At 66.0% G+C, this 25,349-nt stretch carries 25 protein-coding genes; 6 read left to right on the top strand and 19 right to left on the bottom strand.

The features are described 5' to 3' along the window. Positions 1–374: 374 nt before the first annotated feature. The 4 genes from Aco03nite_RS33725 to acs all read right to left on the bottom strand — a co-directional run bounded on the left by Aco03nite_RS33725 (position 375) and on the right by acs (position 6,501). On the bottom strand, positions 375–1,301 hold the full coding sequence (locus Aco03nite_RS33725) for an alpha/beta fold hydrolase (RefSeq protein ID WP_203802413.1): 927 nt from the start codon (positions 1,299–1,301) through the stop codon (positions 375–377). Positions 1,302–1,367: 66 nt separating this feature from the next. Continuing rightward, complete coding sequence (locus Aco03nite_RS33720; protein WP_203802410.1) at positions 1,368–1,817, bottom strand: hypothetical protein; 450 nt, start codon at positions 1,815–1,817, stop codon at positions 1,368–1,370. A 111-nt stretch (positions 1,818–1,928) separates the two neighbouring features. Next, on the bottom strand, positions 1,929–4,253 hold the full coding sequence (locus tag Aco03nite_RS33715) for an immune inhibitor A domain-containing protein (protein WP_203802543.1): 2,325 nt from the start codon (positions 4,251–4,253) through the stop codon (positions 1,929–1,931). Positions 4,254–4,539: 286 nt separating this feature from the next. Further along, complete coding sequence (acs, locus tag Aco03nite_RS33710; protein WP_203802408.1) at positions 4,540–6,501, bottom strand: acetate--CoA ligase; 1,962 nt, start codon at positions 6,499–6,501, stop codon at positions 4,540–4,542. A 212-nt stretch (positions 6,502–6,713) separates the two neighbouring features. On the opposite strand from acs, the gene Aco03nite_RS33705 reads away from it, so the two are divergent. Beyond that, entirely contained in the window at positions 6,714–7,445 is a 732-nt protein-coding gene (locus tag Aco03nite_RS33705) for a Fic family protein (protein ID WP_203802396.1), read from the top strand. A gap of 20 nt (positions 7,446–7,465) precedes the next feature. Then, positions 7,466–7,942, top strand: coding sequence for a PH domain-containing protein (locus tag Aco03nite_RS33700; RefSeq protein WP_203802395.1), 477 nt, complete (start codon positions 7,466–7,468; stop codon positions 7,940–7,942). Here Aco03nite_RS33700 and Aco03nite_RS33695 read toward each other — a convergent pair. Continuing rightward, positions 7,939–8,976, bottom strand: a complete 1,038-nt coding sequence (locus tag Aco03nite_RS33695) for a medium chain dehydrogenase/reductase family protein (protein ID WP_203802394.1) — start codon at positions 8,974–8,976, stop codon at positions 7,939–7,941. The genes Aco03nite_RS33700 and Aco03nite_RS33695 overlap by 4 nt on opposite strands. A 100-nt stretch (positions 8,977–9,076) precedes the next feature. Between Aco03nite_RS33695 and Aco03nite_RS33690 the strand changes: the two genes are divergently transcribed. Further along, the gene (locus Aco03nite_RS33690) at positions 9,077–9,697 is read left to right on the top strand and encodes a TetR/AcrR family transcriptional regulator (protein ID WP_203802393.1); all 621 of its coding nucleotides are present in this window, start codon (positions 9,077–9,079) and stop codon (positions 9,695–9,697) included. A 470-nt stretch (positions 9,698–10,167) separates the two neighbouring features. On the opposite strand, the gene Aco03nite_RS33685 is transcribed toward Aco03nite_RS33690, so the two are convergent. The 12 genes from Aco03nite_RS33685 to Aco03nite_RS33630 form a co-directional block, all read right to left on the bottom strand. Next, positions 10,168–10,977 (bottom strand): HAD family hydrolase, encoded by an 810-nt coding sequence (locus Aco03nite_RS33685; protein WP_203802392.1) that lies wholly within the window; start codon positions 10,975–10,977, stop codon positions 10,168–10,170. A gap of 335 nt (positions 10,978–11,312) precedes the next feature. Then, complete coding sequence (locus Aco03nite_RS33680; RefSeq protein ID WP_203802390.1) at positions 11,313–12,473, bottom strand: tyrosine-type recombinase/integrase; 1,161 nt, start codon at positions 12,471–12,473, stop codon at positions 11,313–11,315. Between the two features lie 98 nt (positions 12,474–12,571). After that, positions 12,572–12,916: a helix-turn-helix domain-containing protein gene (locus Aco03nite_RS33675; protein ID WP_239145663.1), complete on the bottom strand. Its 345-nt coding sequence runs from the start codon at positions 12,914–12,916 to the stop codon at positions 12,572–12,574. A gap of 118 nt (positions 12,917–13,034) precedes the next feature. Next, on the bottom strand, positions 13,035–14,255 hold the full coding sequence (locus Aco03nite_RS33670) for a DUF3631 domain-containing protein (protein ID WP_203802387.1): 1,221 nt from the start codon (positions 14,253–14,255) through the stop codon (positions 13,035–13,037). Then, entirely contained in the window at positions 14,252–15,304 is a 1,053-nt protein-coding gene (locus Aco03nite_RS33665) for a bifunctional DNA primase/polymerase (protein WP_203802377.1), read from the bottom strand. The genes Aco03nite_RS33670 and Aco03nite_RS33665 overlap by 4 nt, the downstream gene beginning before the upstream one ends. Beyond that, positions 15,304–15,645 carry a hypothetical protein gene (locus tag Aco03nite_RS33660; protein ID WP_203802375.1) on the bottom strand — a complete coding sequence of 114 codons (342 nt, stop codon included), beginning with the start codon at positions 15,643–15,645 and terminating at the stop codon, positions 15,304–15,306. Before Aco03nite_RS33660 ends, Aco03nite_RS33665 begins: the two co-directional genes overlap by 1 nt. After that, a complete protein-coding gene (locus Aco03nite_RS33655; protein WP_239145662.1) occupies positions 15,642–15,926 on the bottom strand; it encodes a hypothetical protein in 285 nt (94 codons plus the stop codon). Before Aco03nite_RS33655 ends, Aco03nite_RS33660 begins: the two co-directional genes overlap by 4 nt. Before the next feature lie 137 nt (positions 15,927–16,063). After that, complete coding sequence (locus Aco03nite_RS33650) at positions 16,064–18,229, bottom strand: cell division protein FtsK (protein WP_203802373.1); 2,166 nt, start codon at positions 18,227–18,229, stop codon at positions 16,064–16,066. Beyond that, positions 18,226–18,510: a hypothetical protein gene (locus Aco03nite_RS33645; RefSeq protein ID WP_203802371.1), complete on the bottom strand. Its 285-nt coding sequence runs from the start codon at positions 18,508–18,510 to the stop codon at positions 18,226–18,228. The genes Aco03nite_RS33650 and Aco03nite_RS33645 overlap by 4 nt, the downstream gene beginning before the upstream one ends. A 14-nt stretch (positions 18,511–18,524) precedes the next feature. Beyond that, positions 18,525–18,980 carry a DUF3307 domain-containing protein gene (locus Aco03nite_RS33640; RefSeq protein WP_239145661.1) on the bottom strand — a complete coding sequence of 152 codons (456 nt, stop codon included), beginning with the start codon at positions 18,978–18,980 and terminating at the stop codon, positions 18,525–18,527. 92 nt (positions 18,981–19,072) lie between these two features. Beyond that, positions 19,073–19,840, bottom strand: a complete 768-nt coding sequence (locus Aco03nite_RS33635) for an ABC transporter permease (RefSeq protein ID WP_203802368.1) — start codon at positions 19,838–19,840, stop codon at positions 19,073–19,075. Between the two features lie 58 nt (positions 19,841–19,898). Next, positions 19,899–20,150 carry a DUF6284 family protein gene (locus Aco03nite_RS33630; protein WP_203802365.1) on the bottom strand — a complete coding sequence of 84 codons (252 nt, stop codon included), beginning with the start codon at positions 20,148–20,150 and terminating at the stop codon, positions 19,899–19,901. Positions 20,151–20,539: 389 nt separating this feature from the next. Between Aco03nite_RS33630 and Aco03nite_RS33625 the strand changes: the two genes are divergently transcribed. Further along, complete coding sequence (locus tag Aco03nite_RS33625) at positions 20,540–21,148, top strand: helix-turn-helix transcriptional regulator (protein ID WP_203802363.1); 609 nt, start codon at positions 20,540–20,542, stop codon at positions 21,146–21,148. Beyond that, complete coding sequence (gene cutA, locus Aco03nite_RS33620; RefSeq protein ID WP_203802361.1) at positions 21,145–21,468, top strand: divalent-cation tolerance protein CutA; 324 nt, start codon at positions 21,145–21,147, stop codon at positions 21,466–21,468. The genes Aco03nite_RS33625 and cutA overlap by 4 nt, the downstream gene beginning before the upstream one ends. Before the next feature lie 27 nt (positions 21,469–21,495). Here the strand turns inward: cutA and Aco03nite_RS33615 are convergent, their stop codons facing one another. Continuing rightward, positions 21,496–21,774, bottom strand: coding sequence for a GntR family transcriptional regulator (locus Aco03nite_RS33615; protein WP_203802355.1), 279 nt, complete (start codon positions 21,772–21,774; stop codon positions 21,496–21,498). Between the two features lie 562 nt (positions 21,775–22,336). On the opposite strand from Aco03nite_RS33615, the gene Aco03nite_RS33610 reads away from it, so the two are divergent. Further along, the gene (locus Aco03nite_RS33610; protein ID WP_203802354.1) at positions 22,337–23,056 is read left to right on the top strand and encodes a TIGR02391 family protein; all 720 of its coding nucleotides are present in this window, start codon (positions 22,337–22,339) and stop codon (positions 23,054–23,056) included. Between the two features lie 77 nt (positions 23,057–23,133). Here the strand turns inward: Aco03nite_RS33610 and Aco03nite_RS33605 are convergent, their stop codons facing one another. Beyond that, positions 23,134–25,017, bottom strand: coding sequence for an AAA family ATPase (locus tag Aco03nite_RS33605; protein WP_239145669.1), 1,884 nt, complete (start codon positions 25,015–25,017; stop codon positions 23,134–23,136). Between the last annotated feature and the right edge of the window lie 332 nt (positions 25,018–25,349).

Genomic DNA, 25,349 nt, shown 5'->3' with positions numbered 1-25,349 from the left:
TCCCCGCTCTGCGCGGGGAGCCCTTCGTCCGTTCCGGGCCTCCGATGACCGAGGAGGAGAGAAAGGGGGTGGTCACCGGTGGTGGGTTCGGACTCTCCGGGCCGATCGTCGTCCGCGGTTCGTGTGGGGGTAGCGAACCGTGGTGACGGGTCGGCCTGCCGAGTACCGGGGCCGCCGCGGCAGGGGTCGGCGGCCCTGGTGCCCGGAGTTGTCGTGCCGACCGGGAGGACGACACATCGGGTGGGAAGGGGCGGGGCTCAGCTACGTTCAGTAATCTTGGGAGCGGTACCAATCGCTACTGAACGTGAGATTAGAGCAGATCCGCGCCGAGATTGATCAATTAATTGTCACTTAAGCTGACCATAACCCCGTACTCAAGAAGGGGTCTTCAACCAGCGCAGAATCTCGCCAGTGACCACGTCCGGGGCCTCCTGGTGCAGGAAGTGCCCGACCTCCGGCAGGAGCCGCCACTCGTACGGCGCGGTCACGTAGCGTCCCGATCCCTGCGCGGTGCGAGGTAACACAGCGGTGTCGAGTCCGCCGTGCAGCTGCAGGGTCGGCACACTGGACGGGCGCTGCATCAGCTTGACGAACCGGTACCCCTGCAGCCGTAGCGCGCTGCGGGCCACCCACCGGTACGCCTCCAGCGCGCAGAACGACGCCTGCGGGATCTGCATGGCCTCCCGGCAGCGCGCCGAGTACTCCGCGAACTCGGGGCTGGCCGCGAACCGTGGACTGCTCCACCGGGTCATCAGCTCACCGACCATGGCGGCGTCGTCCTTGGTCAGCACGTGCTCGAAGCGCGGCACCTGGAACTTGACCACCGGCGACGACGCGGAGAGCTGCCCGCGCGGATCGGCGAAGAGCGAGGCGCGCAGTCGCAGCGGGTGCGCGGCACCGAGCACGACCAGGCGGTTCACCAGTTTCGGATGGAACGAGGCAGCCGCCCAGCCGATCATGCCGCCGGCTCCGGCGCCAACCACTGTCGCGGAGCGTTCACCCAGGGCGCGGATCAGGCCTGTCACGTCGGCGGCCATCGTGTACCCGTCGTACCCCCGCGGGGGTTTGTCGCTCGCACCGTAACCGCGCAGGTCGATCGCGGCGGCCCGGAAGCCGGCGTCGGCGACCCGGACCATGATGTCGTGCCAGGCCCACCAGAACTCGGGGAAGCCGTGCAGGAACAGGACGAGTGGCCCGGTGCCGACCTCAGCGACGTGGAAGCGGCTGCCGTTGGCGCCGACAAAACGGTGGTTCCACGGCCCCTCCGTCAGCACGCACGACTCGTCCACTCGACCACCCATGTGGTCAGCCTAAGTCCCGTTGTCACACACGGTGCCGGGCCGTGGCGTTTTGGAGCCGCACCGTGATCATTGAATCGTCTCCGACTCGGTCATCGCCATCAATGTCCCGGGGCCGCAGTAGATCCGGATCAGAGTGGTCTCCAGCTTGACCTTCACCCGGGCGCCCTTGGCCAGTTCGGTGCCGGCGGTGCTGTACAACGCGTACCGCTGGCCGTCGTCGGCGATCAGTCCGTAACACGGGCCCTTCCCGCCGACGGTGACCATGCCCGCGACCCAGCCGTCCGAGGGCAGGTTGTCGGTCGGCTCCTTGGGCGGCTTCTCGGTCAGCGTGACGGTGGGCAACGGGTGATCCGGCGGCAGCGACAGAGACGGTGCCGGCGACAGCGAGGGCGCGGGGGAGAAGGACGGTGGCGCAGAAGCCGAGGAAGCGGGCGAGGCGGTGCCGTTGGCGCATCCGGCGATGACCGCTCCGGCGGCTACCGCCAAACCGATCCGGTACGTGGCGTGAGTGCGCATGAAACTCATCCTTCCCGCGTAAGGCGTCGTAGATGGGACGAATCGCAGGCGCGAACGGTTCCCGGAAATACAACGACGCCCGGGGAATCCCCCGGGCGTCGCGTTGAAAAATCAGTACGTGGCCACGGTCACCGAGGTGCCGGACTGGCCGAGCACCGCGATCTTCACGCCGACCGCGGGGAGCTTGACGCCGTGGTTCGGCAGCTCCTCGTAGAAGTACTTGTCCTTGTCGTTGAAGACCGGCTTGCCGAGCTGCGGCTTGACGACCGACTTCGCGCCGTTCAGGTGCAGCGTCATGCCGTCGGTCGGCCAGAAGCCGAACGGCGCGTCGTAGACCTGGACCCGGGACCGCCACGGAACCCCGGTCGGGTTCAGGACCGGCTTCGGGTGCGCGTCGATGATCAGGTTGCGGCCCTCACCGGGGTGGACGTTGGTGTTGTTGTCCGCCTGCGAGGTGTCCCAGTAGGAGATGAGCAGACCCTGCTGGTAGTTGTAGTGCTCCACCCAGTCCGGCTTGGAGTTGGCCCAGCCGAAGTTGTACGGGCCGGTCTCCAGGTACTTGTCGTACGAGGTGTAGGTGCGGTTGCCCGCGATGTAGAAGTGCGGGTAACCCTGGCTGACCGAGTTGCCCACGATGGTGAAGCCGCCCAGGGTCCAGGTCGAGGTGCCCTCGGCGCCCTCGGTGGAGACGACCGCCCCGTCGGCGGTCACGGTCAGCTCGTCACCGAAGAAGCCGCCCTCGGAAACGCCACCGTCGGTCAGGTAGTGCAGCCGGAAGTCGATCTTCTGACCGGCGTACGCGTCGAGGGGGACGTTGATGTCGACCCACGCGCCGTTCGACGAACCGGTGATCGCCGGGCTGCCCGCACCGTCGGCGACGAACGGAGCACCCGCCACCGTGCCGTTGAGCTTGACCCAGTTGGCGCCGCCGTCGGTGGACGCCTCGGCGTAGAGGTAGTCGTAGTCGGCCTCGATCGAGTAGCGGCCCTTGAGCGAGACACTGCCGCTGGTCTTGCCGGTCAGGTCGACCGTCTTCGACAGCGAGGTGTTCAGGTCGTCGGCGTTACCCGAGAAGAACTGCTTGGTGCCCGCGTACGGCTGCCCGAGGTCGGTGGTGACCTGCTTGTCCGGCAGCTGGACCACGAGGGCCTGCTTCTTCTTGGTGTTGAACTCCTGCGGGCCCAGGTTCACGACCTTCTTGGTGCCCGCCTTGACCAGCTCGTAGTCGAGCCAGCCGAGCTGGAGCTTGTTCCAGGCGCCGAGGTCGCCGGGGCGGGTGCCGATGCCCTGGTCGTTCTTGGCGCTGAGCCGGCTCTGCGCCATCAGCGTCCAGTACTCGTTGCTGTTGTCGCCGAGACCGCTGGTGTCGTAGTCGTCCGGCAGACCCAGGTCGTGGGTGTACTCGTGGACGAAGACGCTCAGGCCGCCGTTCTCCGGCTGCACCGTGTAGTCGCCGACCCACAGGTCACTCGAACCGACCTTGGCGCCACCGAGCTTGTTGAAGTTCGGGCCGGTGAGGCCGATGTTGCTGTTGTAGGCGTACCAGCGGTGGCTCCAGATCGCGTCCTCGCCCTGGTACGGGTCACCGTCGGCCTGGTCGCCGCCGGAGTGGACGATCTGGAAGTGGTCCAGGTATCCGTCGGGCTCGTTGAAGTTGCCGTCACCGTCGTAGTCGTAACGGTCGTAGACGTCGTACTCGGCGAGCGCGGCGTTGATCTGGGCCTCGGTCTTGCCGGCGGCCTTCTGATCGGCGTACCAGTTGTTGACGCCGTCCTGGACGAGCGCCCACACGTTGGTGCAGTTGCTGCTGGCGCAGACGTTCGGGTCGTCGCCGTTCTCGTCGGCCGGGTTGTCGTTCGACCGGCCGTACCGGGCCTCGTTGTACTTGACCTTGACCCAGTCGGAGACCTGGCCGTCGACGCTGTACCGCCCGGACGACTGGGTCTCGAAGTAGGTCTTGACCGACTCGGTGTTCTTACCGGTACCGAAGTACAGCTTCCGGAAGTAGTCGGGCGAGTAGTCCGACTGCCAGATGGTGCTGTTGTCGACCTTGCGGTCCGGTGCCGGGATGGCGTTGTGCAGCGGGCCCTCGAATGTGGAGGGTCCGGCGTACTGAGTGGTGGTGTCCTGGTCCGGGAAGTTCGGGTGACGCTCGTTGCCGAACTCGGTCAGGATCACGAAGATCTTGTCGGTCTTCTCCCGGGCCAGCTCGACGTACTGGTTCTTGCCGGGGTGCCCGAAACCGCCCTTGCCGTACGTCTTGCCGAGGTTGACGACCTTGCTGCCGTTGCGGGTCTCGACCTTGGCGTTCCCGCTGAACACCTCGGAGACCGCCTGCTCGCGCAGTGCGCGGCGCTTCTCCTCGAGAGGGTTGGGCAGATCGTGATCGTCGACGTGAGCCGACTCCGGCGCGGACTCCGATGGTGGCGCCGCCATGACCTGGACCGGGGCGAAGGCTCCGACTCCGGTCACGACCACGGCGCCGAGCAGTCCTGCGACCACCTTGCGCACTACGTTTACCTCCGCTTTCGACAGCCGGGGTCCCGGGGGAACGGGTTTCCGGCGTGAAAGGTGAACGTATGCAAAGGAGCCGATGTTCGGGGAACGTCGAGGATATTGATGACCAACGGTTATTCGATATGACCTTGCCATAACGCAAGAACCGGCATACTACGCAAAAGGCTGGCAGAGATTACACTCTGCCAGCCTTTATTCACGCATATCAGTCTTCGGATTTGGCCGTTTTCAGCCCGGACGAGATCAGGTCCATCACCGTCGAGTCCTGCAGCGTGGTCACGTCACCGAGCGACCGGTTCTCCGCCACGTCCCGCAGCAGGCGCCGCATGATCTTGCCGGAGCGGGTCTTCGGCAGCTCCGCCACCAGCATGATCTGCCGCGGCTTGGCGATCGGGCCGAGCGTCTTGGCGACGTGGTTGCGCAGTTCCTTGATGAGTTCTTCGCCCGCATCGCCGGAACTGTCCACATTGCCGCGCGGGATGGTGAACGCGACGATCGCCTGACCGGTCGTCGGGTCGGTCGCGCCGACCACGGCCGCCTCGGCCACCGCCGGGTGCGACACCAGCGCCGACTCCACCTCGGTCGTCGAGATGTTGTGCCCGGAGACCAGCATGACGTCGTCGACCCGGCCGAGCAGCCAGAGCGCGCCGTCCTCGTCCTTCTTCGCACCGTCGCCGGCGAAGTAGAAGCCCTCGAACCGGGACCAGTACGTGTCGATGAAGCGCTGGTCGTCACCCCAGATGGTGCGCAGCATCGACGGCCACGGCTCGGTCAGCACCAGGAAGCCACCGCCGCCGTTCGGCACCGACTGGCCCTGGTCGTCGATCACGTCGACACCGATGCCGGGCAGCGCGGTCATCGCCGAACCCGGTTTCGCCGCGGTCACGCCGGGCAGCGGCGAGATCATGATCGAGCCGGTCTCGGTCTGCCACCAGGTGTCCACGATCGGGGTGCGCTCCCGGCCGACGTGCTCCCGGTACCAGATCCAGGCCTCCGGGTTGATCGGCTCACCGACGCTGCCGAGCACACGCAGCGACGACAGGTCGTACTTCGCCGGAATGTCCTCGCCCCACTTCATCATGGTGCGGATCAGCGTCGGCGCGGTGTAGAGGATCGACACCTTGTACTTGTCGACGATCTGCCAGAACCGCCCGCGGTCCGGGGTGTCCGGGGTGCCCTCGTACATCACCTGGGTCGCGCCGTTGGAGAGCGGCCCGTAGACGATGTAGGAGTGCCCGGTCACCCAGCCGATGTCGGCGGTGCACCAGTAGACGTCGGTCTCCGGCTTCAGATCGAAGACCGCGTGATGTGTGTACGAGGTCTGGGTCAGGTAACCGCCGGTGGTGTGCAGGATGCCCTTGGGCTTACCGGTGGTGCCCGAGGTGTAGAGGATGAAGAGCGGGTGCTCGGATTCGAACGCCTGCGCCTCGTGCACCGGGCTGGCCTGCTCGACCGTCTCGTGCCACCACTTGTCCTTCTCCGTCCAGGCGACCTCCTGGCCGGTACGCCGGACCACCAGCACGTGCTGGATCTTGTCGGTGCGGCCGACCGCCTCGTCGACGGTGGGCTTGAGCGCCGACGGCTTGCCACGCCGATAACCACCGTCCGCGGTGATCACCACCTTGGCGTCGGCGTCGTCGATCCGGGTGGCCAGCGCCTCCACCGAGAACCCGCCGAACACCACGCTGTGGGTGGCGCCGATCCGGGCGCAGGCGAGCATCGCCACCGCGGCCTCCGGGATCATCGGCAGGTAGATCATCACCCGGTCGCCGGCCGTCACACCCAGGTCGGTGAGCGTGTTGGCCGCCTGGCTGACCAGTTTCAGCAGCTCGGCGTAGGTGACCGTGCGAGTGTCGCCGGGCTCGCCCTCCCAGTGGATCGCGACCTTGTCACCGTGACCGGCTTCGACATGGCGGTCCACGCAGTTGTACGCGATGTTCAGCTCGCCACCGACGAACCACTTGGCGAACGGCGGGTTCGACCAGTCCAGGACCTCGTCCCATGGCTTGGCCCAGCTCAGGCGCTCGGCCTGTTTCGCCCAGAACGCGAGGCGGTCGGAGGCCGCCTCCTCATACGCGTCCGCCTTGACGTTCGCGTTCGCCGCGAGGTCGGCGGGCGGCGGAAACTGCCGCTTCTCCGAGTACAGATTCTCCAATGTCTCACTCATGAGAGCGGCTCCTCTGCCGTGACCGGGATCTCTTCACTGCACACTAGTTGCGCCGGAGCGGTTTGCGACCCGGCGCGCGCCCGATGGTCTCGTGCGCGCGCTGACTGGCGCATCGATGCTCGCTACTGCGCGAATCTTGCCAGTTACGAGCGCGTTTGTGCACCCCATGTTTCCGCTGTTTTACCGCCGGCGGCGTTCATTACCGTGGTCACGTGGATCCACTAGCCCCGTTGCTCGATCTGGCCGATGTCGGGCCCGCCTTCGCCGCCGCCCGCGAGTCCGTCGACGCCGCGCACCGGCACCGCGCCCTGCGCAAGCACGGCGGTCCGGTCGCCGCCGAAGTCAGCCTGCGCGTCGCGGTCGCGAGCGCGGCCCTGGAAGGCAACACCTTCGATCTCGATGAGGTACGCGGGGGAACGGTCACCGATCCCGTGGTGCAGGGCGCCCTGCGTGTCGCCGAGGCCCTGCCCGGACTGGTCGACCTCTGGTCCCGCGCGCCTCGCCAGGTCCTCGCGAAACTGCACGTGCTCGCCGCCCGTGGTGTGGTGCACGACCACGATCTGGGCCGTCTCACCTCCGGCGCGGACCGGATCGACGCCCTTGCCGGACTGGTCGCGGGCAATCAGACCACCCCGCCGATGCTGCTCGCCGCCGTCGTGCACGCGGAGCTGATCACGCTGCGCCCGTTCGCCGGTCCGGCCGGTGTGGTGGCCCGGGCGGCCGCCCGCCTCACCCTGGTCGGCCGGGGCTTCGACCCACGCGGCCTGGTCGCCGTCGAGGTCGGTCATCGGGACCGGGAACCGGAGTACGTCGGATCGGCAGGCGCCTACGCCACCGGCACCCCGGACGGCGTCCGGTCGTGGCTGCGGCACTACGCGGCCGCGATCACCGCGGGCGCTGAGGAAATCACCGTCATCGGGGATCGGGTGCTGGCCGGCGTATAAGCGGCGGCATACTTCATCTCGTGGCTTCGTACTGGATCCGCCCCTACCCGCCCGGAACCGGCCGCTGGCTCGTGATCGCCTGGGAGGCGGTCGCACTCGGCTTCCTCACCTGGGCCTCGATCCGTCAGTTCGACCTGATCGGGCACGGCGTCAAGGCGATCACCGTGGTGCTCGGCCTGGTCTGGGTGATCGGCGCGTGGCGGATCCTGCAACACGGCGTCTACGTCAGCAGCCACGGCCTGCTGATCCGTGGCCTGGTGCGCTCCCGGCGGATGCACTGGCACGACATCGCCGGTGTGCACCTGCACCAGTCCATTCACAAACTGGGCCGGTGGGAGCTGCAGAAGGACATGACGGTGGTGATCGAGCGCCACGACGGCGCCACCGTCAACACCGAACTGTGGGCCCAGGGCGTCGACTTCCACGCCCGCCCCAAACTCTTCCGAGCCGTCTACCAGGAGATTCGCGGCCGGCATCAGACCGCGACCGGCGTCTAGGCGGCGTCGGGGAGCAGGACGACCTTGCCGGCCACGGTGCGGGACTCGGCGAGGGTCAGGGCGGTGCCGGCCTGTGACAGCGGGATGCGGGCGGCGACCTGCGGGGTGACGACACCGGCCGACAGCAGCTTCAGGACCTCGGTCAGGTCGGTGCGGAGACGGCTGCGGAAGGCCTTCAGGGTGAAGCGGCGACCGGCCCAGAAGTTGTAGAAGTGGGCGCCCCGGCCGTTGGGCAGGTAGTTCCAGAGCATCAGGCGGCCGAACAGCTTCAGCACCGGCAGTTGCGAGTTGCCCTCGACGTCCTTGCTGGTCGCCGTGCCGTACGACACCAGGGTGCCGCCGCGGCGCAGCAGCTGCCAGGACTCGACCAGGCCGTCGCCGCCGACGTGGTCGAAGACCGCGTCCACCCCGTCCGGCGCCAGCTCGCGGATCCGGGCGTAGAGACCGGGGCCGCGGTAGTCGACCGGGGTGGCGCCCAGCTCGCGGACCATCTCGTGGTGCCGGGCCGCGGCGGTGCCGATCACCGTGATGCCGGCGTGCCGGGCCAGCTGGACCAGGGTCGAACCGACACCGCCGTTGGCACCGAGCACCACGATGGTGCCGCCCCGGCGGACCTTGGCGACGCGGTGCAGCATCTGCCAGGCGGTGATGCCGTTGACCACGACCGTCTCCACCTCGGCGGGGTCGAGCCGGTCCGGCACCGGCACCAGATCGGCGGCGTCGAGCCGCAGCAGGCTGGCCCAGCCGCCGATCTTGGTGACCGCCGCGTAGCGCCCGCCGACCATGGCCGGGTCGACACCGGGGCCGACCGCGGTGACCGTGCCGACCACGTCGTAGCCGGGGACGAAGGGGAACGCCGGCTGGTCGTAGTACTTCCCCCGGCGCATCTGCTGCTCGGCGAAGGAGACGCCGGTCGCGTCCATCCGCAGGATCACCTGGCCGGCGGCGGGGGCGGGCAGCTCCCGGACGCGGATCTCCAGGCCGGTGGGCTCGACCTTGCCGGGCAGAACGATCTCGGTGGCGGTGCTGCTCATCTCGGAACTCCGATCTCGGTAGCGATGCCGATAAACTTACACACGTAACCTAACGGTCGCAAGCTTACGGGCATAAGCTTTTGCCTGTAAGGTTCTGAGCATGGAAAACAGAGTCCGCAACCGGCGGGGCCAGGGGGCGCTGCTGCGCGACGAGATCGTCAGAGCAGCCGTGGATCTGCTCGACGAGTCCGGTGACGAGCGCACCCTCACGCTGCGCTCGATCGCCCGGCGGGCCGGGATCGCGGCGCCGTCGATCTACGCGCACTTCCCGGACCAGCCAGCCGTCATGCTGGCCGTCGTGCGCAGCGCGTTCGCGGAGCTGACGGTCGCGCTGAGCACCGCACTGGACGCGGCCGGCGACGATCCGGCGGCCCGGCTGCACGCGATCTGCCATGCGTACCTGGACTTCGCCCGCACCCACCCGCAGCGCTACCGCACGATGTTCGGCGGCCTGTGGATCCCGGTGCTGGGCGAGAGCTCGGTGACCGAGCAGGATCTCGTCGAACTCGGCGCGGACTGCCTGGGCCTGCTCGGCGAGGCGTTCGCCGGGTGCGTGGCCGCGGGCATCTCCACCAGCACCGATCCGGCCACCGACACGATCGCGCTCTGGCTCGGCCTGCACGGGCTGGCCCACCAGCGCGCCGCCACCCGGATCTTCCCCGGCCCACCCGGCATCGACGACCGGATGGTCACGACGCTGGCCCGGCTACGGGAGAGCTGATCCGGGTCCGGCACGCAGAAAAAGAGCCGGCGTCCCTCGCGGGGGCGCCGGCTTTGCGCGTCCGGACCGGGTTATCAGGCGTGCACCTGGGTCGTTGTCGACGGTCCTGGGCCTGCGAGAGGCGGAGGTCCCGTCGCAACGTGCCAAACGTGGCTGATCGCGCGTGGGTTCCCGGTGGCCGTGCACGGTTCCCGAATCAACGGGCCCCGCACTCCCATTTCTACGCCGCCCAACCCAAGATCACCAGATTTCTGGCAACCCCGGGAGCAGGACCTTTAATACTCAGACCGATTTTTGTACGCCGGGAAGCGCGCGGCGCCGGACCACAGCGCCGGGAGGCACCGTGGAATGCCACGCCGGATTTCGACGGTGACCACCGCAATCGGCCCGGCGGTCGCGGGTCGGTCCCGTGCCGCGCATCGCTCGCGTGGTGGCGACGGTTCCTTGCTGTGGCGTACCGGAAAATGGGTCTAAGGGGCCGTGGTGGCCGCTGCCCGGATGCGGCGATGACGGCCGTAAAGGGCCACCCCGATCGCCACCCCCACGCCGACGCTCAAAGCCGCGGCGACCGGAACCGCCGGACGGTCGCGAAGACGCTTTCCGAGCGGCACCGGGTGGCGGAATTCGAGAATCGGCCAGGTGCGCTGGGTGGCGACCCGGCGTAGCGCGCGATCCGGATTCACCGCGCTCGGATGACCGACCGCCTCCAGCAGGGGCAGATCGCTGCTGGAGTCCGAATAGGCGTAACACTCGGTCAGGTCGTAGCCGCGCTCGCCGGCCAATTCGCGCACCCCGACCGCCTTCGCCGGGCCGGCCGCGTAGAACTCCACCATGCCGCTGTATCGACCGTCGGTGATGGCCATTCGCGTCGCGATGACATCGGTGATGCCGAGCAGGGCACCGATCGGGCGGACCATCTCGTCACCCGAGGCGGAGACCAGAACCACGTCCCGACCAGCGGCCTGATGCTCGGCGATCAGTGCGGCGGCCTCGGCGTAGACATAGGGGTTGATGAGATCGTTGAGCGTTTCGGCGACGATCTGCCGCACCTGTTCCACACTCCAGCCCTTGCACAGGGCGGCCATGTAGTCGCGGGTGCGTGCCATCGATTGCTCATCGGTGCCGCCACCCAGCCGGAACATCAGCTGGGCATAGGCGGTTTTCACCACGTCACGGCGGCTGATCAGGCCGTCACGATAGAACGGCCGTCCGAAAGCCAGCGCACTGGACTTGGCGATGACGGTCTTGTCGAGGTCGAAAAACGCGGCGCTCAAGCCCACGGGCCGAAAGTGTAGCCGCAACCGCGCGCCAGGGCCGCCCCGCGCGTCCGACGCGCCCGCCGGTGACGCGCAGTGAAAACGGTCAGGCGGGCCGGGAGTGCCCGAGCGGGCGATTTTCGGTACTCGACGGGGAGCCCGATACTGAGGCAAACTTGTGTTTGCTACCGACTTAGTGCTGTCACCACTGCGGTGAGTCATATCGGTTTCCGGTGATTGCGCCCCCCGCGATCACCGGGCGATTCGGCTCGACCCCCCCCGGAGCCGAATCCAAGGACGGCCCCCGTCTCCCCCGACGGGGGTCGTTCCCTATCCGGGACCGACCCCCGATCGCGTTTCTATGCAGGTATCGGCAAGGCTGCCCCACCCTCGTCGTCATCGTCCGAGCGGTCCGGGGCCGGAAAAGTCAGCAGATCGTCAGCAGAGGGGTCGAAAACGTCCCGGACAAGCGCCTGATAGTCGGTCGGGGCGTGGGTGTAGCGGTCGAGGGTCGTGGATGCGTTGGCGTGCCCCATGACCTTCTGTACGGCGTTGACGGGTACTCCGTCGGAGATGAGCCACGTCGCGTACGAGTGCCGTAGATCGTGAAACCGAAGGGTCGTCGGCAGGCCGGAGCGAGCGAGCGCGAGATTCCACACCTCCCGGCGGAAGTTGCCCCGGAGGATCGGTCTGCCGTGTCGGGTCTGGAAGACGAGATCGGTCGGCGCGGGCCGCTCGCCGAACCGACCGAGATGGGCGCACAGTTCCGCTTTCAGGAACGAGGGGAGCGGCACGGTGCGAACACCGGACTTCGTCTTCGGGTACGGCCGGAGGGTCACGCCCTGGGGCGTCTCCTCGGCGACCTGGACCACGCGCACCGTGGCAACGTCGAGTTCAAGGGCGCCCCACGTCAGTCCGGCGCACTCTCCCCAGCGCAGACCGGCTCCCGCAGCCAGACAGACGATCGCCTTGTGCCGGACGGGCACGGCCGGCAACAGCTTGCCGAAAAATTCGTCACGGGTGATCGCCGAAGAACGCGGGGTGGCTTCGCGTGCCTCCCGGCGCACCTTCACACCCTCAGCCGCATTGAACGGCAGGATGCGCGCCCGGACCGCTGTGTCCAGAATGGCCTTTAAGAGGCCGTAGCACTTGGAGACGGTCGGCGGAGCGAGCTTGGTACCCAGGTCCACCACCCAATGCTGAACCGACATGTAGTCGATCTGCGCGAGCTGCAAGGTGCCCCACCGGGGGATGAGGTGCGTCCGCAGTAGCGACATCGTGCGTTCCGCCGTCCGGGCCTCGACCTCGCGGCCGAGAAGCCAGCGCGCGGCGAAGTCAGCGAACCGGACTTTGCCCGCGTCCGGATCGACGTAGGTACCTCGGTGCTTGCTGTTTTCGACGTCGGCGAGGTGGGCATTGGCTGCCTTCTTGGTCTTGAACGTCCTGGCTTTCTGCTTGCCGGAAGGGTCGCGCCAGTTGGCACGCCAATTGCCTGCCGGTGTCGGGGTTACGTGACCCATGGTGGCGGATCTCCTCTGAGTGGGATGTCGTCGCGGGATGGCATGCCGGTGGGTGCGGCCATGTCGGGATGGCCGCACCCGCCGGGGTCACGCTGGGGTCAGGCTCCGCGCCGGCTACGGCGACGCGTGATGGCGGCGAGCACTTCGGCGTGCGCCTGCTCGATCGGGGCGAGGCCGACGGGCGCGACCGATTCGGGCTCGGCGTGGCAGGTTTCCAGCCAGGTGTGGAAACGACCCCTCGGGACGACCCATCGGCCGCCCAACTTGATCGCGGGGATCTCTCCGGAGCGGATCAGGGCGTAGGTGCCGCCCAGGTTGAGCGAGAGCATCCCGGCGACCTCCTTGACGGTGTACACCACGCGGCCGACCGGGGCGGGCGTCTCCGCATCGGTGGGTGCGGTCGGGCTGGTACGCGGGGTGAAGTCGTAGACGCGGGCATTCACAGGGGCGATACCTCCAAGGAGAGGGGTCCGAGAGGTGGTCCGTCGGGGTGAGTCGTCCCAGCCGTCCCACCCGTCCCGGTGCAGGTCAGGGCTGGGACGGCTGGGGGAGCGGGACGGCTCAAGCCGTCCCGGTGGCGTCGGCCGGGGGCGGGGGCATCCCGTCGTCGAGGGCGGGTTGGGACGGCTTGAGCCGTACCACCTTGGCGAGCCGTCCCGGTGCTGAGCTGGGAGGGGACGGCTGGGACGGCTGGGACGCCTCTCCATCGGGGTCGGGGCAGTAGCGCTGCCACGCGTCGGTGAAGTCGGCGCGCTGGTAGCCCTTGGCCTGTCCGGTGGTGAAGCGGACGTTGCCGGAGGTGATGTCGTACTCGCGGAGCAGCGAGCCGAGTTTCATCGCGCTCAGGCCGGTACCGCCGTAGTCGGCCCACGGCGCTTCGGGGTCGGTCTTGAGCCGGTCGAGTAAGACGGCGGTCGGGATCGCGTCGTGCTGGCCGAAAGCGGCGCGGCAGTCGGTCAGCAGACGGATCCGGTCGGAGGTGACGGTATGGCCGTCGCGTTCGGCGGTGAGCGATTCGGCGGCGTGCCTGCTCCGGCCGGGCCAGTCACCTCCGGCCAGGTCGGCGACGGCGATCAGCGGTTCCCACGTGTCGGCTGCCCGGTCCTCCAGCGGCATGGTCGGCTCGGCGCGTTCCAACGCGGGCAGGTGACCACGAATCCACTGGTTGAGGTCGTTGGCGATCTGCTGAAGTCCTGGGCCGTCGCGGCGCTGCCGGTACGGTGCGACCTTTTCGCCGTTGGCCCGGCGGCGCATCCGGATCACAACGGCTCGGTCCTCGATGGTGTCGGGCATCTGCCCGATACCGGCGAGCGCGGCCATGGCGAACGTGCCGATCTTCTCCATCCGGTTGCGGGCGTTGTCCCATCGAATGGTGGGCCGGTTGCGCTGGTGACCAGCGTTGAGCAGGCCGCGTAGATCCTCGTTGGCTTCCGCCTGTTTGCCACCGAAGATCGTGTCGGCCTCGTCGAGCAGGATCGTCGGCGGGTCGTCGGTGCCGATCGACCGGTAGACGGCGGCCGGTGACGCGTTGACCGTGATCAGTGGGTTGAAGCACGTCCCTTCCACGATGTCGAGCAGCCTCGACTTGCCACACCGTTTCTCCGGGGCGCGAATGACCAACCGGGGCGCGTAGGCCCAAGCGGGTACGGCGTGACTGGCGGCGACCCACAACACGACGGCGTCGATCGCTTCCGGCGACGGCAGGACGACGTAGCGGGTGAGCGCCTGGTGGAGGCGATCGAGGATGGCGGTTCCTTCGATCACCCGATGGAGCTGGGTCATGCGGCGATCCCTTCCGTGGGGACGGCTTCGGCGCGGAAGCCGCCCGTGATGGCCGTGCGGGTGTCCCGGTCGGTCTGTCCGGCGGCACGTCCGGCCTGATAGAGCGCGGTGTAGGCGTCGGTGGGGGTGAGCGCTCCGGCGGCGACCATGCGAGCGATGCCGCGTGCCGCGCCGTAGAGGACGTTGCGGCGGTGGCCCTCAGGAGCGGTGGCGACCGCCCGTAGGTTCGCGTCGAGCAGCGCGGCGGGGTCCGAGATGCCCTCCCCCCGGCGCAGTGGCGTCACCGTGCCAACGGGTAACGCGGTCGGCGCGGGAATCGGCCGGCACAACGCGACCAGCGGCGGGGGCATCTCGGCCAGGTCCCGGTCCCCGATGCGGCGGTAAGGCTGCCGGGTGTCGGGGTGGGTCGACGGCGGAGCCACGATGTAGCCGCCGTCGGCTTTGAGATCGACGCCGGGGTGTCCGGCCAGCTTCGCGGCCAGGGCGCCACCGGGATGCCGGTAGTACAGGTGCCAACCGCCGGAGCCGGTCCGCACGGCGCGGGTGGGCGGCATGACCTGGTGGTCGATGGTGCCGCCGTTGCGCGGGTCGATGTCGACCACCGCCAGGTCACAGACGCGACCGGTCCGGATCGCCAGCAGGCCACCCGGCACCCGATGGTGCATGGCAGCGATCTGCTTCGGGTCGCGGGTGGCGGCGTAGAAGCCGTGGCAGGTCAGGTGGTCGCAGGCTTCCGGGTCGTGGGCGTTGTCGGCTTCGGCTTTCGGGCAGGCAGGGCAGTTGGCAACCGGCCGTTTGCGGCGGCCGAGCAGGAAAACGGGGTAGCCCTCAGCGGCCAGCGCCAGGGCGGCGGGCAGCGTCGGGGCGTGGTCGGACATGGACGACTCCCACAGGTTGACGTCGGACGGCGCTTCCGGGTGGCCGAGCAGGGCGGCCGGGGTGTGCTCGGGACAGCGCGGTCCGGGCAGGTAGCGGCGGACGTGGTCGGTGGCGAGGCAGTACCGGCTGTCGCCGCCGATCCAGTGGCCGCACACGGCAGGCCGGATCATCAGGCGGCCTTGCGGCCGATCGCCGGTCGCGGGGTGCCGCTGGTCAGGCTGTTCGGACGCATGGCGTTGACGCCCTGGATGAGGCGGCGGATCAGGTGCAGGGTGAGGCCGACCTGTCGGACGGCGATCGGGTCGCGGTGGTCGAGGCGTACGCGGATGGTGATCTCGGCGTAGTCGCGGTCAACGGCCCGGACACGGGTGATGACGCCTCGTCCGCCGGTGGCGTCGGCGATGACGTCCGGCGACCGGTGTGTGTCGATGCCGCACCGGTGATCACGGGCGCACCAGTCGGTGTGATCGATGGCGCGTCGCTGAAGGCGGGCCATCGTGCGCGCGGTCATCGGGTGCCCTTGTCGTGTACCTCGCGCAGGCTGTTGATGATCCGGCGGCCGATCCTCAGGCGGCGGCCGTCGCCGTGGCAGCGTCGGCACAGGGCGAATGCCTTACCGAACGGGGAGCGGCGTTTGCCGGTGCCGTGGCATCGGCGGCAGGCCCCGAACGGCCAGAGCCAGCAGCCCAGACCATAACCGAGCGTTACCAGCACAGCAGTGATGAAAAACAGTCCGAACAGGATGCCGGACGGGCCATCGGCGGGGGTAGCGGTAGCGGCGTGGAAGGACACGGAGATGCCTCCAGAGCGGTTCTCGCTGGTGAGAGGGGCGCTCGCGCTACCCGCTACCGGCCTATGTCTGTGCTGACCAGGCCGGTAGCGGGTAGGGGTAGCGGTCGCGCTACCGGTAGCGGGAGATCCGCTACCGATCAAGCGCTCTTGCGACGGCCGATCGCGGTGTCGATGTCGGCCAACCGGCAGCCACGCGACACGGTTCCTTTGACCTTGACGCTCACGCTCGGTACATGCTCGCGGAGCAGTGCCGAGACGGCGTCGGCGGTGGCGTCGGCGTAGTGCTCCGGCAACCGGTCGGCCAGGCGCTCGGCGACAGTGCCCCAGTGCAGGCCCGGCTCACCGGGCAGGAACACCGACCGGACATCGGCGAGGCTGTCACGCAGTTCCCGAGCGACCTTCTCTCCGGCAGCGTCGCCGGTGAGAGTGCCGGCCGCTTCGCGGTGCTTGCGGGCGGCGGTCAGAATCCGCTCGGCGTCGGTGTGATCAGCGAGGTAGGTCCGCACGGTGGCGGTGTCGTCGCTGTGGCCGTAGAGGATGCCCACCCCCGCGTACTGCTTGCCGTTGGGCAGCGCGGACGCGTCGAAGCCTTCAGCGTAGGCGTCACCACCGAGCACGGCCTCACTGACGATGCGGTTACCGCAGCGCAGCGCGAACCGTACGCCGTGGTTGTCGCGGTAGCGGTTGAACAACCGGCCCACGTCGCCAGCGCCGACGCCGGACGGCTTCTGCGACGACGACAGGATGATCACCCCCGCCGACGGACCGACGGCCATGATGAACGACAGCAGCGCCGCAATCTCCTTGTTGAGATCCTGGTCATCGGTCTCGAAGTAGGTCTGGAACTCCTCCATGACCAGCACCCACACCCGCAGCAGCGGGTACTTACGCGACAGGTCACGGGTGAGCTTGCCCTCCGGGCACTCCGAGGTCGGAAGTGAAGCGAGGAAGTCGTTCACGTCCTCGATGTGCTTCTTGACCTCCCGCAGCATCTCCAGCAGATGCTCGATCGGGTCGTTGTCGCGGGAGTTCGGCACTACGCCGCAGACGAACCGGTGCGCGATCAGCCGGAACTTGTCCCAGTCCGCCGACATCTTGCCGTCGGCCAGCAGCAGCACCGTGTACGGATCGAGCGCGGCGTAAAGCGCCAGCAGCCGCGTGGCGAACGTCTTGCCCTTACGTGGCTGAGCGCCGACCAGGACGCTGATCCACATCATCAGCAGGCCGACGTTGCGGTCCCGCTCGTCCTTGCCGAACGGGGCAGGCTGCCAGATGTCACGCGGCTTGCAGTCCAGCAGCGGCGTACGCCCCGCCGGGATGGCCAGGGGGTCACGGTCGGCGACGAACAGCACGTGCCGCCGGTGCGAGCTGGGGTCGCGGCTGATGTACACCTGGTTGATCGAGACGTCGAGGCCGGACGCGATCGCACCCCTGGCCTTGATGACGTCGTCGAACGTCTTGCCGTACGGCAGGTCGATGGTGACCTGAGAGCCGGTGTTGGCCGAGTCGCGGGCCATCGTCGAGCCGAACGCGATTTGCTGGCGCGGCCGGTCCGGGTGGCCGAGCCCGGCAGCGTAGTGCGCCCGCAAGATGATGTCCGGGTCGATCCGGCGGAATCGGCCGGCGACGGTGGCCGGGGTGATGATCGGCCGGTCGTCGGGGCGGCCGATGTGGGCCAGGAACGCCACCACGCCAGCACCGGTCAGCAGCAGCGCCCACGTCGGCGCGTTCACGTACAGGATCGGTCCGCCGATCAGCAGGATCAGAAGCCCGGCCAGCAGCACGAGGCCGCGCCACAGGCGGGTGGCTTTGACCTCCCGGTGCAGCTTGAGCCACATCGCCGGATCGTTGGTGTCAGCGGCGGCTTGCCGCAGCCCGTACTGTTCCGTGACCCACCACCACTTGATCTGGCGGCCGAGCATTCGGAACAGGCCGACGATCGACCAGAACGCGGCTAGCAGCGCGTACCAGGGCGAGCGCAGCGTGTGGAAACCGAGCCGGTAGAGACCGATCGCGGTAGCCTGCCGCGTGCTGTGCTTGATGTTCGGCCAGGTGTTCCAGCCCACCGGCACGATCGGGATCCGTCCAGCGGACCCGGTCGGCGGCGGGTCCACCGGTGCCCCGCCGGGCGTCGGCTCATCGTCCAGGGCGACCGTGTAGTGCGTGTCGCCGGACCCGGTACCGGCCTTTCGGGCGCGGGCCGAGTCCAGGTCCACCACGTCGGCGGCGGGCCGGTCCGACACGTCCGCTTCGGCAGCGTGCCAGTCGAATCCGTCAGGGTTGGGAGTCGGGTTGTCGCTCACGGACGGTCCTCCGTTGCGTCGCTCGTGCCCGGGTCTGCGAGGGGGTAGAGCAGCGGCGATGCCGCCGGGGTGAGGGTGTAGAGAAAGCCGAAAAGGGCCGACTGCAAGCGCACGTGGTCCGTGCCGGACCGGATCGGCGGGTAGCCGTGCGCGGCGAGCACCTTGCCGATGTCGAGGGTCAGCCCGAGGGTGAACCGGGCGTCATCGTCGGGCGCGGGCATCGGGTAGACGGCGGACTCGGTCCGGGTCGCCGGACCGGTGATCAGATCCTGTGTGGTCATCAGCAGGCTTCCGCTCAGGCGATGATCAGCGCAGCGACGAACAGCCACGCGTAGTGGAAGGACTGATCCAGGGCGTACGCGCCGGTCCCGAGCGACGGGTTGTCGTCGCGGCCGGGCCGGGGAACGCCGAGGGCGTAGAACCGGTCAGCGCCGAGCAGCACGGCGAGCCGCTTCAACGGCGTACGCCGGTCGGCGATGTAGTGCGTGACCGCAGAGACCGTCAGCCCGGCCACGACACGCCACGGGCTCAGGTGCAGGTCGAGCGCGACGGCCAGGGCGACGACGGCGACGGCCGCCGTGGCGGTGTAGCTGGTCACGTGAGCGGCGCAGGCGATACGGCCGGACCAACCGGGATGCCCCTTGCGGTCGGCCTGGTATTGCGTCTGGATCCAGTGATCGGCGACCTGATGGGCTACCCACAGGGCGATGAACACAGCGGCGAATGTCGCGGCCATGCCGTTGCTTGCCATACTGGTGACCTCCTGAAGGTCCTGGTGACTGAAGGGGTGACCGACGGCACGGCGCGTTGCTTGCAGGCCTTGGGCCGTGCCGTCGGGCGGAGCTACTTGCTCTTGTGCATCAGGTGAGCCAGGGCCGCGCCCATGCCGAGCACGGCGACCGGGATGCAGGAGACAGCCGCGGTGATCTGCCACGGGGCAGTGGTCCACCCGGCGGCGGCCATCAGGTGATAGGCGACCTGACCGAGTCCGCCGAGCAGCAGCGACGCGAGCGCCGACCACTTCGCGAACGCCCGAGCCTCGCCGGTAGCCAGACCCGATAGCCACGCGTAGAGCGCGTACGCGGCGTACGTCTCGACGCCGATCGGCAGCGTGATCGCCGTGTTGATCTGGAAGTCGGCGATGCCGGGTAGCAGGGTGACCATGCCGAAGCCGGTCAGCTTGCCCATTTCCACCCAGCCGCCCCAGATCGCGACGAACGCGGGCAGACACAGAATCAGGACCGGCCATACGACCGGGCGGCGCCGCTTCGGCTCCGGCTCCTTCTCAGGTGCGTCCGGAGCGACGGTGACCGGCTCGGCGACCGGGCGGGGCGCATCGAGCAGCGGGGGCATCTCGTCCGGCACCACCAGCGGCACCGGGTCGGCGGCCGGGGGCGGTTCGACCGGCTCGGGATCGGCCGGCACGGGCACGGCCGGGGCGGGGGCAAGTGCGGTGAGCAGCGCGTTGGCCTTGTGGGAGCCGACGCGGAAGGTCTTCATCAACGTGTTGCGGCTCGGCAGCGTGCCGAGCCGGTCGGCCAAGTCGCGGGCGTGCGGGATCAGCTCGTCGACGGTGCGCGGGTAGGCGCTACCGGTTGTGGTGGTGGTCATCGGTTCTCCCAGCAAGTCAGGCACTCGCCGAGCGAGCGCGGGATGCGGTTGCGGGCCATCAGGCGGCGTGGGGCGTGGACGTCGACCGGGTCAGCCGGGCCACGTGAGCGAACGTCTCGCGGATCACCGCACGCTCGGCGCGGCGCACCCGGCGCGTGTCCAGCTCGTCCACCCGGCCACGCTCGATCGCGGTCAGCAGGTTCATCTCAGCGAGCAGCCACTCGAACTCGGCGTTGAGCAGCGGTTCTTCCGACTCGATCGCGGCCAGGTCGGCGGCGGTCGGCTCGGTGATGAAGTCGAAATCCCTCACGGGAAGTCCTCCAGGAGCAGGGCCGACACGGCGGATGCCGCGCCGACCAGCGAAAGGGTTGAGGGGTGCGCCGCACCTGAGCCCGGCGCGCGGTGGCCTTATTCGGAGGGAAGCCACGAGCCCTGGTGGAGCAGTTGTCAGAGAACAAGGCACGTACCGGCCTTCCTGCCTGAGGAGCAGGCGCACCGGAACCGCCGTGGAACTCACTTGCCAAAGCCATGCTGAGCAGGGAGCACAGGCATGTTGTGACTTGCAGGTCCCCAAGGAGGGGACTTATCCGTCCCCCAGATCATGAAGACTCATCCGTCCCTATTTCAAGGACCAATCCGTCCCATCAGGGACCGAGGGGTCTCCTTGCAGGGACTCATCCGTCCCCGGAAGATGGGGGCATGGAGATGGCAGACGTCCTCCGCCAGCGGCGGGCCGAGCTGGGTATGTCCCAGGTCGACCTAGCTACCGCTGCCGGAGTGGACAAGCGGCAGATCAGGCGCTACGAGGCAGGCGAACAGCAACCCGTGCTGTCGGTCGCGGTGGCGATCGCGAACGCACTCAAAATCTCGGTCGGCGAGCTAGCCGGCATCCCGAGCCACAAGGTGAACCTGTCGGGCGACTGGTGGACGTCCTGGCAGAGCTTCAAGGACTCAAAGGAGGTAATCGCCGTACAGCCGGTGCAGCTTCGCCAGCAGGGCGACCTGATCAGCCTTCAGACCATCGCCCGGGGAAGGCCGGTCGAGGACGGCGGCTACCACTGGCGCGGCGAGCTGCGCGTCTGGGACAACGAAGTCCTCATGGGGTGGTACGCAGCCGATGACGGCTCCATCCGGTCCAAGGGCACGCTGTACTTCGTGCTCCACCCGCACGGGCAGCGCCTCGAAGGGCGATGGGTAGGCGTAAGCCATGACGGGAAAATCGTCACCGGCTACGGCGGCATGGCGCGCACCGAAGACGAGGCCCGCGACACGATCACCAAGCTCCGCGATGAGAAAGAAGCAGCATGAGCGACGAAGTGTGCGAAGTCTTCATCAACGCGCCTGAGGTCGATTGGCTCATCGAATTCACTCGACGCTTGGTGAATGACCGGCTCGTTGCATCGGGTAACGTCATCGAGCCCATCCGGTCCATCTATCGCTGGCAGGGCGAGATTTACGACAAGCCGGAGGCACGGGTCGTGCTGCACACTCGGAGCAGCCTCGTCCCCCACATCATCGACCGAGCGAACCGCGAGCACCCTTACGAGGTTCCATCCGTCGTCGCAATGACGTTCTTCGGCAATCCCGCCTACGTGCAGTGGATCATCGACGAGACGATCGAACCGTGACCCACAGTTCGGGAGTCAGGGCGGTGATCAGCCCTCGTCAGCAGGTCCGGGTGCAGCCTTCGCAACGTACGTTCCTCGGTGCGGCACAGTGAAAACCAGACCGCGCTCACGAAGTACCGCCACGGCACGGCGCGCGGTTCCGCGCGCCACCCCGAACTCCTGGACAAGCTGAAACTCGCTCGGAATCGGCCGGTTGGGCTGCCAATCCTCGCGAGCAATCCGCCCGGCAAGGATGTCGGCGAGCTGGAGATAGGGCGGCACAGGTCCATCTGGCTCGATCACATCCCGAAGGTAAATGACCGCCATCGACCAAATAACACTAACTACGTCTTTGTACGTCCTAGAACAAGCTTGTACGAGCATGAACATATGAATCCGACTTGTTGGAACGCGCCAACGTGGAAAGCGGGAACTAATGTCACGGGCCAAGTGGAAACTGGTAACCGAGAATGGCTCGCCCCAGATCGACGAATGGGGTGCTACGGAAACTGAGCGCTTCTCTGGACAGACCATCCCTTTGCTGGCCCTGCTGGCGGAAGATCCCCGAAACGGGTTCTCGCGCCTTGCCCCTGGGGTCTACGAGGGACCGAAGGCCCCATGACCATCGACCACGCTGCCGTGCGTCCTTCCTGGGACTGCGTGGTGTGCGACCAGACGTGGCCCTGCGATCCGGCCCGTGAATCACTCCGAGGCGAGATGCCTCTCCCCGAGTTGGCCACCTACATGTGGAGTCGTCTCGACGAAGCAGTTTTCGACCTTCCCCCCACTCCGTCGGCCGTACTATTCGAGCGGTTCTTGAAGTGGACACGGTGAGCTTGGGCGATGGAACCCAGGTGCCCGTACACCGGGCAGGCAGTAGGGTCACCGCATGCGTCCCGCAGTGGCTATCGAGGAACTCAACAAGTTGAAGGCCGAGGCGGAAGCTCGTGGCCTGTTTCATCGCGTGGAGGGCATCGACTCATGGCGTCCACGCGTTCGCATGCTCATCGTTCGCTCGCTTGGGGAAGAAAATAACCTTGTCGCCAGGTTCGACAAGATCCACTACTCGCCAATGGTGGCGTATTCGGGAATGCCCGGTTCGGTGTATGCCGACGCCCGTAAGGGCGGCGTGAGCCAAGCCATTGGACTGATCGATGCTGCTTTGTACGAGTTGCAGCTCATGGGTGGGGATGAGCCCATTGACGAGCATGCATTTGACCCAGAGTTATGGGCTCACATCAAAACGGAGGTTGAAGACGGCGAGTGGGGCAAGGTGGCCAGCCAGACCGCCATCTTCGTGGAAAACCATATCCGGAATTGGGCGGGCGAGCCGAAAGATAGGAACGGCAACAACCTCGTCGGTAAGCAGCTCTACCTAGAGGTGTTCGGCGACAGCAGCGCCTATCGCCTCGGTAAACAGGCAGGCGAGTTCGAGGGCTGGCGATTCCTCGGCATGGGGTTCGCGCAGGCGCTGAGTAATGTAGACCGGCATCGAATCCAAAAGCGCGACGATGCTAAACGATACGCGCTCGGTGTGTTGGGGCTCGGCAGCCTACTGCTGACGCAGATGCGCTATGAGCACGACGGCATCCTTGACGGCACGACCTGATGATGGCTGCCAGAAGCAGGGCAGCCATCATTGCGGCTGCCAGAAACTAGGCGACGAAGTTTGCCCTGCCATAAGAATTAAATGGAAAAAATCTTACAGAAGCTTTCATGCAAAGCGACAAGCGTTCTACGATTTGCCTCCGTTAAAACAATTTTTTGCGGATTTTGTACTAGGTAATTTGCTACGGCAATTTTGCCAGGAACCTTGATGCCGCCCAACTTGGCCGCCTCTTCGATCTGTTTTCCAAGTGTAGAACTCGTCTTATCGGAGATTTCTAGCGGCACGACAGACGTGGAGCCCTCTTGGCGAATATGCTCGAAAGCTGCGAGATAGCAGGATCTTGAAACGAGATCCTCAATAGCCTTATTTCGAGGAAGTGAAACAACTACTTCTTCCGGTACCCCGGTCGCTTCAAGAAGCTTCTTTATAGCGATTCCACCTGCATCGCCATCGAGAAGATATGCAACCCTTGCCGCAATCTCATCCACTCCAAGACCATTTTTCTTCAGCCCTGAAAGACCTGGCGCCACTTGGTAATCAAGCGAGGCCAGATTTGTGGCTAAGCGGATTAGGGTTGGGAGCAGGATCATTTCGGTGGCTCCTTCGGCAAGCACCGCCTTCCTGCATGCCGAAAAAGCGGCAGCGCCTGCTCCCATGGCGACCAGAAGAGGGCTAAATCCGATTGCACTCGAACTCCAGAAACCATTCCTCAGGTGGCTGATATCTGGACTAGCGGCGTCTGGCTCAACGAGGCGAACGGAGGTACCCAGATCAGGGGGAAGGCATCCGGGTGAATGCGTTGTATATAAGACCTGACTGACTTCAGATTGCTCCATCAAAACGTTTACTAGATCGGCTTGAGCATCATAATGTAGGTGCCGATCCGCTTCGTCCAGCAACAAGATTACAGGGTTGGACGGTGCTGGATTTCGCAGAGTTCTAGCAAGAACAAAACAGAACATTGCCAAGAAGGCCCGCAATCCGTCACTACGTTCGTCAAGTGTGGTGACAGCACCATTTTCGTCAAGCTCGTCCACTAGAACGAGTAGATGACTCCCCTCGTTCTCTAAATGCAGAGTAATCTCTGATTGCTGCCAAGCCGGAGTAATTAGCTCACGTAGCTTTTTATTTCCGGCCTTCAGTAAAGTTTTTGTTTTTGCAAGATTTCCGGATTCAAGCACCGCTGCAAGCTCATCTAGGTCCAAATTCGCCAATGCTAGAACATCTACAAGAGGCTGAGGTGGACCCAATGCTACCTCTGCATCGGAGAGATCGTAGCGTGTCTCCAGTAGACGCTGATTCGCGTCATACAGGATAAAGCCTGGGCGGCCCGTCTTCATATATTCCTGAACTCGCGAAAATGGAGATGACCTTAGCTCTTCCAAAATCTCTTCAATTACTGGTCCAATTTTGGCGGACTTTACGGATGCGCGGCTCAACTCCTCCTCAGCTAGTTCGATTGAATCCAGCTTTTCATCGGAAGCTTCCTGCTGATTTTTTAGGATAACGATAAGATCCGAAAATTTTCTTTCCAACTTCTTGGGCAGGGACGGATCTAATTTCATTACCTCTTTAATCATGAGCAGATATTTTTCATACAGCCCATTCAAGTGGTCCCAATTTCGCGAAATGGGCGGATCGTAAAGTACGGTTCGCCTGCCATCAATCATTTTCCGTAGGGATTCTCGGGTGCCGGCTTCGGCTATTACTCCGCGTTTGGCAAGCTCAGTAATGTCATTATCGCCAAGGATGAAGGTTGCCGAAACGATCTGACCACCCTTTTTAGCGCCTCGCCTTGCGATCTGCGAACTTGTGAAAGGCTTTAGACGGTTCAACTCCGCCAGGCCTTGAAGAACGCTACTTTTACCTGCTTCATTCGGGCCAATGAAAGCGATAAGTTTGCTGTCAACATTGCACCCAGTGTCGTGTAGCCGCCGGTAGCCGCCGAAGTCAATCCTCATCAGCCTCACGTGTCACTCCTCAACGGCAGATCTATGGGATCGGACTATGAACCGCGCTCAGTGTAGGTTCCCCACCCTAGTCTGTACCAAATATTTGAAGACTCCTGCATCCCCTAGCGGCCTCGCTGGGATTTTGTTATCGGGAGTCAAAACCTACCGACTGGATGACGCGGTCCCACTGCTTAGAGTAATTACTATCGGAACGTGAATAGACGACGCCTAGTTACATTTATTAATGTATTTATGGGAATACGGGCATTGTAAGTGAATTTTATGACAAGATGTTCATTGCGGGCAAAGTGTACATGGCATCTTTGGTATGCGCTTTGTTG

This window comes from Actinoplanes couchii, assembly GCF_016862075.1.
In the GTDB taxonomy this organism is placed as follows: domain Bacteria; phylum Actinomycetota; class Actinomycetes; order Mycobacteriales; family Micromonosporaceae; genus Actinoplanes; species Actinoplanes couchii.
This window is presented reverse-complemented; position numbering and strand designations above follow the sequence as displayed.

Bases quoted from the DNA above. Each gene is read 5' to 3' on its own strand.
- Aco03nite_RS33725 (WP_203802413.1), bottom strand. From the start codon at position 1,301: ATGGGTGGTCGAGTGGACGAGTCGTGCGTGCTGACGGAGGGGCCGTGG.
- Aco03nite_RS33720 (WP_203802410.1), bottom strand. From the start codon at position 1,817: ATGCGCACTCACGCCACGTACCGGATCGGTTTGGCGGTAGCCGCCGGA.
- Aco03nite_RS33715 (WP_203802543.1), bottom strand. From the start codon at position 4,253: ATGGCGGCGCCACCATCGGAGTCCGCGCCGGAGTCGGCTCACGTCGAC.
- acs (WP_203802408.1), bottom strand. From the start codon at position 6,501: ATGAGTGAGACATTGGAGAATCTGTACTCGGAGAAGCGGCAGTTTCCG.
- Aco03nite_RS33695 (WP_203802394.1), bottom strand. From the start codon at position 8,976: ATGAGCAGCACCGCCACCGAGATCGTTCTGCCCGGCAAGGTCGAGCCC.
- Aco03nite_RS33690 (WP_203802393.1), top strand. From the start codon at position 9,077: ATGGAAAACAGAGTCCGCAACCGGCGGGGCCAGGGGGCGCTGCTGCGC.
- Aco03nite_RS33680 (WP_203802390.1), bottom strand. From the start codon at position 12,473: ATGGGTCACGTAACCCCGACACCGGCAGGCAATTGGCGTGCCAACTGG.
- Aco03nite_RS33670 (WP_203802387.1), bottom strand. From the start codon at position 14,255: ATGACCCAGCTCCATCGGGTGATCGAAGGAACCGCCATCCTCGATCGC.
- Aco03nite_RS33665 (WP_203802377.1), bottom strand. From the start codon at position 15,304: ATGATCCGGCCTGCCGTGTGCGGCCACTGGATCGGCGGCGACAGCCGG.
- Aco03nite_RS33660 (WP_203802375.1), bottom strand. From the start codon at position 15,645: ATGACCGCGCGCACGATGGCCCGCCTTCAGCGACGCGCCATCGATCAC.
- Aco03nite_RS33645 (WP_203802371.1), bottom strand. From the start codon at position 18,510: ATGACCACACAGGATCTGATCACCGGTCCGGCGACCCGGACCGAGTCC.
- Aco03nite_RS33640 (WP_239145661.1), bottom strand. From the start codon at position 18,980: ATGGCAAGCAACGGCATGGCCGCGACATTCGCCGCTGTGTTCATCGCC.
- Aco03nite_RS33635 (WP_203802368.1), bottom strand. From the start codon at position 19,840: ATGACCACCACCACAACCGGTAGCGCCTACCCGCGCACCGTCGACGAG.
- Aco03nite_RS33625 (WP_203802363.1), top strand. From the start codon at position 20,540: ATGGAGATGGCAGACGTCCTCCGCCAGCGGCGGGCCGAGCTGGGTATG.
- cutA (WP_203802361.1), top strand. From the start codon at position 21,145: ATGAGCGACGAAGTGTGCGAAGTCTTCATCAACGCGCCTGAGGTCGAT.
- Aco03nite_RS33615 (WP_203802355.1), bottom strand. From the start codon at position 21,774: ATGGCGGTCATTTACCTTCGGGATGTGATCGAGCCAGATGGACCTGTG.
- Aco03nite_RS33610 (WP_203802354.1), top strand. From the start codon at position 22,337: ATGCGTCCCGCAGTGGCTATCGAGGAACTCAACAAGTTGAAGGCCGAG.
- Aco03nite_RS33605 (WP_239145669.1), bottom strand. From the start codon at position 25,017: ATGAGGATTGACTTCGGCGGCTACCGGCGGCTACACGACACTGGGTGC.